6 protein-coding genes are annotated in these 5,968 nt (G+C 73.1%); 4 read left to right on the top strand and 2 right to left on the bottom strand.

Translation table 11 applies throughout. The annotated features are described in order from the left end of the window. The 3 genes from D7Y13_RS37200 to D7Y13_RS37190 form a co-directional block, all read left to right on the top strand. Positions 1 to 1,452: glycosyltransferase family protein (locus tag D7Y13_RS37200; RefSeq protein WP_120630960.1), on the top strand; the 1,452-nt coding region annotated here is incomplete at its 5' end. A gap of 61 nt (positions 1,453 to 1,513) precedes the next feature. Continuing rightward, positions 1,514 to 1,864, top strand: a complete 351-nt coding sequence (locus D7Y13_RS37195) for a histidine triad nucleotide-binding protein (RefSeq protein WP_120537958.1) — start codon at positions 1,514 to 1,516, stop codon at positions 1,862 to 1,864. A 113-nt stretch (positions 1,865 to 1,977) separates the two neighbouring features. Then, a complete protein-coding gene (locus D7Y13_RS37190) occupies positions 1,978 to 2,751 on the top strand; it encodes a YoaK family protein (protein ID WP_120585974.1) in 774 nt (257 codons plus the stop codon). A 10-nt stretch (positions 2,752 to 2,761) separates the two neighbouring features. Here the strand turns inward: D7Y13_RS37190 and D7Y13_RS37185 are convergent, their stop codons facing one another. Further along, the gene (locus D7Y13_RS37185; protein ID WP_120585973.1) at positions 2,762 to 4,984 is read right to left on the bottom strand and encodes a spermidine synthase; all 2,223 of its coding nucleotides are present in this window, start codon (positions 4,982 to 4,984) and stop codon (positions 2,762 to 2,764) included. A 206-nt stretch (positions 4,985 to 5,190) separates the two neighbouring features. On the opposite strand from D7Y13_RS37185, the gene D7Y13_RS37180 reads away from it, so the two are divergent. Continuing rightward, the gene (locus tag D7Y13_RS37180) at positions 5,191 to 5,625 is read left to right on the top strand and encodes a hypothetical protein (RefSeq protein WP_120585972.1); all 435 of its coding nucleotides are present in this window, start codon (positions 5,191 to 5,193) and stop codon (positions 5,623 to 5,625) included. Between the two features lie 21 nt (positions 5,626 to 5,646). Here the strand turns inward: D7Y13_RS37180 and D7Y13_RS46065 are convergent, their stop codons facing one another. Further along, positions 5,647 to 5,784, bottom strand: coding sequence for a hypothetical protein (locus D7Y13_RS46065; protein ID WP_158626187.1), 138 nt, complete (start codon positions 5,782 to 5,784; stop codon positions 5,647 to 5,649). Positions 5,785 to 5,968: the final 184 nt, after the last annotated feature.

Genomic DNA, 5,968 nt, shown 5'->3' with positions numbered 1-5,968 from the left:
GCCACGGTCGAAGCCCCGGCCGAGCGCCGCCTGGGCGGGGTGCTCCTGGCGCTGGCCCTGGCGGCGGGCGCGGCCTTCCGGCTGTACTGGGCGCTCCACGACGACGGCATCTACTGGCCGGACGAGGTCTACCAGAGCCTGGAGCCCGCCCACCGGCTCGTCTACGGCTACGGGCTGGTCGCCTGGGAGTTCATCGAGGGCGCCCGGAACTGGGCCCTGCCCGCCCTGGTGGCGGGGCTGCTGGGGCTTGGCCGGCTGGTCGGTCTCACCGACCCCTCCGGCTACCTGGTCCTGGTGAAGGGCTTCTTCGCGCTGGTGGGCACCGCGACGGCGTGGGCCACGTGGCGCCTGTCGCGCGCGTCCGGCGCCTCCACCCTGGCGGCCTCCGGCGGGGCGGCCCTGTTCGCCCTGGCGTCGGTGCCCCTGTACTTCGCCCCCCGGGCGATGAGCGAGAACGCCTCCGTGCTGCCCGTGGTGCTGGGACTGGCCCTGGCGCTGGCCCCGGGGGCGTCACGGCAAGCCCTGGTGACGGGGGCGTCCCTGCTGGGGCTGGCGGTGCTGCTGCGGCTGCAGAATGGCGTCTTCTGCGTGGGCCTGCTGGGCGTGCTCCTGGCGCGGCGCAGGTGGCGCGAGGCGGGCGTGGCGTTGGCGGTGCTGTCCGGGTGGGCGCTGGCCTTCGGCCTCCTGGACAAGCTCACCTGGGGGCGGTGGTTCCACTCCGCCATCGTCTACCTGGACTTCAACCTGGTGCAGGGCAAGGCCGCCTCGTTCGGCACGGAGGCCTTCGACTACTACCCGCGCATCCTGCGCCGGGCCATGCCGGGGCTGTCCGTGCTGGTGGGAGCGCTGGCGCTGGTGGCGCTGCCCCGGGCGCTGGGGCTGTCCGCGCTGACGGCGGCGTTCGTGCTCCTGCACGCGTACCAGCCGCACAAGGAGCTGCGCTTCCTGGTGCCGGCGCTGCCCCTGCTGGCGGCGCTGGCGGGCGTGGGGCTGGACTCGGTGCTGCGCGTGCTTCGGGGCTTCCCCGCGCGGGCCACGGCCACGGTGGCGGTGGTGGCGGCGGCGCTGTTGTCCGGCGCGGGCGCGGGGGGACTCACCTTTGGTGACCTGGGCCAGTACGAGCGCGTGCGCCCCAAGGACAGCGCGTGGGACGACCAGGGCGCGGTCAACCGGCTGCTGGAGGCCGCGGGCCGGCAGGACGACGTGTGCGGCCTGAAGGTGGAGACGGTCCACCAGGCGTGGACGGGGGGCTACAGCTACTTCCACCGGAACGCGCCGCTGTACCCCCACAACGGCCCGCACCGGGGTTCGGGCCTGTTCAGCCACGTCATCACCCTGCCGGGCCACGAGGGCGCGGGCGTGACGGTGGCCCGGGACGGTCCGCTGGCGCTGGTGAAGCTGCCCGTGGCGGCCTGCGTGCCGGACCCCGGCTATTCGTGGCGGTTGCCCTGAGCGGAACGATTGGGCGGCAAGGCCCTTTCCGCCCCACCCGGCGCGTTGCTAAGCCACGGCCATGTCCGAAGCCACCTGCCTCTTCTGCAAGATTCGCGAAGGCGCCATCCCGGCGAAGGTCGTCTACCAGGACGAGCACTGCCTGGCCTTCGAGGACATCAACCCCCAGGCCCCCACGCACGTCCTGTTCATCCCGCGCAAGCACATCGCCACGGTGAACGACCTCACCCCCGAGGACCGCGAGCTGGTGGGCAGCCTCTACATCGGCGCGGCGAAGCTGGCGCGCGAGCGCGGCCACGCGGACCAGGGCTACCGGCTGGTCATGAACACCCAGCGCGACGCGGGGCAGACGGTGTTCCACATCCACCTGCACCTGCTCGCGGGCCGCCCCCTCCACTGGCCGCCGGGCTAGCGGACCACCGTAAGGAAAACCCGCCGTCCCCAGGGGTCCGTGACAGGGCCGGGCGGCGGGTCTAGCGTCCACGGGCGCGTGGCCCCCTTCTTCCCAGGGAGTGCCCGCCCGCCATGTTCAGTGCCCAGTCCTCGCCCGAGACACGCCGCGCCTATTCACGCCTCGCCCTGCTGCTGGCCGCCGTGGCCGGGGCGGTCAACGCCGTGGGGTTCGTGGCGCTGGGCGCGCACAGCTCCCACATGTCCGGGCACATGGCGACGCTGGGCGAGTCGCTGGCCCTGGGACACCGGGACTCGGGCTGGCTGTCCGCGCAGCTGATGGCGTCGTTCGTCGCCGGGGCCACGTGCGCGGCGGTGCTGCTGGATGCCTCGCGGCACCGCAAGCGGGGCCGGCACGTGTCCGCGCTGCTCTTGGAAGCGGTGGTGCTGGGCGGCATCGGCGTGGGGATGGCGGGCAGCGTGGGCGTGCGCGCGCCGGTGTTCCTCTGGGCGCTGGCCTTCGCCATGGGGTTGCAGAACGCGCTCGTCACCCGGCTGTCCGGCGCGGTGGTGCGCACCACGCACGTGACGGGGCTGCTCACGGACATCGGCATCCAGCTGGTGCAGATGATGGCGTGGGTGCGCGACGGCCTCCGGGGCGAGGGCGCGCCGGGCCTGTGGCACCGCCTGCGCGACCTGCCCTCCGCCGTGCAGTTCGAACGCACGCGGCTGCACGTGGGCCTGGCGCTGGCGTTCCTCGCGGGCTCCACGCTGGGCCCGTTCCTCTTCCTGCGCCACGGGGCCGTGACGCTGGCGTTGCCGTGCGCGGTGCTGGGCGTGCTGGCCGCGCTGGACGTGCGCCTGTCCGCGCTGCCCGGCGCGGCGTCCTCCACCTCGCCGGGCCGCTGAAGGCTCGCGCCTATGGGGATTCGGGGCGGGCCACCGGCTGCGCCGGAGGGGCGTCGTCGTTCTTGTCGATGCCCAGGTCGTCCAGGGTCCGGGCGCGGCGCACGGCCTGGAGCACGCTGCTGCGCTCGTCCGTCCAGACGTAGTCCGGCTCCCCGCGCAGGGACAGCCGGCGCACGCGCGCGGCGGTCGTCTTGAAGGTGGGGCCCCAGGAGAACTCCTTGTCCGGGCTCAGCAGGACCCAGCTGCTGGACAGCGTGTCGCCCTTCGTCTCGGTGACGACGAGCGTGGCGAACAGGCCCAGCGCCTTCGCGTGCGTCAGGCTGATGGGGACCAGATCCAGGTACTGGTTGCTGATGTGCAGCGCCAGCACGCCATGCGGCGCCAGGTGCTTGCGGTAGAGTTCCAGCGCTTCGCGCGTCACCAGGTGCATGGGGATGGCGTCCGAGCTGAAGACGTCCAGCGCCAGCACGTCGAACGGCGTCGTCGGCCCGTGCTCCAGCTCCTGCTCCAGGGAGATGCGCGCGTCGCCCTCCACCACCTCCATCTTCGCGGGCGAGTCCCCCAGGTAGCTGAAGTAGCCGCCCTGCCCCCGCGCGAGCGCGATGATGACGGGGTTGATTTCATAGAAGCGCGCCGAGTCCCCGGCCTCCAGCAGCGCGGCGCTGCCACCCACGCCCAGCCCCAGCATGCCCACGCGAAGCGAGGTGGGCAGCCCCAGCGCCCCGCGCCACCGGCGCTGCTCCGCGAGCGCCAGACCCAGGCCGCTGTCGCGCGAGTAGTAGGACGTCGTGGCGCGGCGGCGCACCGGGTCGACGTACTGCCAGCCGTGGGTGATGGCGCCGTGGCGCAGGGTGAACTGGTGCTCGTGCGGGTCGTCGGGAATCTGCTCCAGCACCTGCACCACGCCGAAGAAGTTGCGCTCGGAGAAGCGCACGCGGCCCTGGGCGCCGGAGACGAGGAGCATCAGGTTCACCGCCACCATCACCAGCATCGCCCCGCGCAGGATGCGCTGCACGCGGGCCGTCAGCTTCTCCCCGGGGGGCCGCTGCATCATGCCCGCCAGCGCCACGACGCAGCAGGCGCCCAGCGCCAGCGGGTGCTCCCAGTAGACGTTGAAGATGGCGGGCGCCACCAGGCTGACGAACACGCCGCCCAGCACCCCGCCAACGGACACCCACAGGTAGAAGGCGCTCAGGTAGCGCGGGGCCGGGCGGGCGCGGAACAGCTCGCCGTGGCACACCATGGCGCCGGTGAAGAGCGCGGAGGCGTGGAAGAGCACCTGCCAGCCCAGGTGCAGGGAGGGGCCCTCCTTCTGCGCGTAGGACACCAGGGCCAGCGTGGCGATGAGGGCCACCGAGTACGGGCCGCGCGCGTAGAAGGACTCGCGCGAGAAGGCCAGGATGAAGGTGAGCAGGTACACGGCCAGCGGCATCACCCACAGGAAGGGCCCCGCCGCCACGTCCTGGGACAGCTTGTTCGTCGTGGCCAGCAGCAGCACCGACGCGCACATGCTCAGCCCCAGCCACAGCAGCGTGCGCTTCACGCCCGGGCGCGGCGCATCGGGCGTCGCGTCCCCCACGGGCTCGGAGGCAGGCTGCACGAGCGGCCCGGCCTCCCCCGTCGCCGTGCGGCGAATCAGGTCCCCGGCGCAGGCGACGGCGAAGACGACGAAGAGGCCGAAGCCCGCGGCCCACCCCCATGCCTGCGCGCTGCGGCCCACGAAGGGCTCCACCAGGAAGGGGTAGCCCAGCAGCGACAGCAGCGAGCCCACGTTGGAGAGCGCATACAGCACGTACGGCGAGCGCCCCGGCCGCGCGCGGGCGAACCACGACTGGAGCAGGGGGCCGGTGGTGCTCAGCACGAAGAAGGGCAGGCCCAGGGTGACGGCCAGCATCCCCATCAACCGGAGCACGGGGAAGTGGTCGTTGACGGGGCGCCACCCTTCCCCGGGCGTCAGCGGCGAGCCCGTCCAGACGGCCCGCGCCGCGAGCGCCACCAGCGCCACCGTCAGCAGGCCCAGGTGCAGCAGGGCCTGCGTGCGCGGGCGCAGCCGCGAGGCCACCGCGTGCGCATAGGCGTACCCCGCGAGCAGCGCGGCCTGGAAGAACAGCATGCACGCGGTCCACACCGACGGCGTGCCGCCGTACCACGGCAGGGCGTAGCGGCCCGCCAGCGGCTGGATGCCGAAGAGGAGGAACGCGCTGGTGAAGATGGCGAGGGCGTAACGAACCATGCGGCCTCGGGGCGGGGGGAGAGGCGCAGCGGCAGCGACCCGCGCGCACAGTGTTTCCCGCCTGGAGCGCATCCCTGTCAACGCCCGCCCCCTCAAAGCCCGGCGGCCGACCGGGCAGGCATCCGTCGGCGCGGGTGCCCGTCCCAGGCTCCGGTCCTAACTTCCGGGACGGGAAGGGCGCGGGACTCCCCGCGCCAGAGGGGGACATGACGATGAAGGGCTTCGGGCGTGGTGCGGTGGTGTTGCTCGTGGGCGGGGCACTGGGACTCTGGGGCTGCAACAGCGAGCAGCCCCCACGGGAGCAGAGCGGGTTCCAGGACCCGGTGCAGTCGCAGCACCGGGGGACCGAGGACCGGGCCTCCACGACGGTGAACAACCGCATCCGCAACGCCGCGGACCCGGGCCAGGGCGGCAGGCCCTACGACAGCGACGCCGCGGGCACGGGCGGCTCCGGGCGTCAGCTCGGGGGCGCCACGCAGCAGTTGGGCACGGGCCTGGCGGACAGCTACCGGGGACCGGAGGGCACCGGCGGCGCGGGCCTGGACGCGGGCACCCACACGAAGGCCCCGCACTCCGGCATGAACCACGGGGCACCCGACGCGGGGGGCACGGACCGCCTGGACGCGGGCCTCCGGCGCTAGGCGGGGCACCGCGGGCGGGGCCTACTCCTGGCCCCGCTTCGCCAGCCGCAGCATTTCGTACATGTCCTTCACCCGCTTGAGCAGGGCCGGGTCGCTGGCACCCGCGTTCTCGCTCACGTCGTAGGACAAGTCATCGAAGCGGCTGCACGCCATCTGCATGATGTCGCAGCCGTGGTCCCGCTTGAGCTGGAGGAAGAGGTTCCGCGTCTGGGCCCACTCCCGCTCCAGTTCGGTGGACGCCTTGGTGTCCCGGGTTTCCTTCGGGGGAGCGCGTGTGGCGGCGGCGCGCTTGTTGGGCTGTCTCTTATATACATCTGACGCTGCCGACGAACCCTAGGGTGTT

The organism is Corallococcus praedator, assembly GCF_003612125.1.
In the GTDB taxonomy this organism is placed as follows: domain Bacteria; phylum Myxococcota; class Myxococcia; order Myxococcales; family Myxococcaceae; genus Corallococcus; species Corallococcus praedator.
Note: the sequence above shows the minus strand (reverse complement) of the source record. Positions and strands in the feature narration are given on the sequence as shown.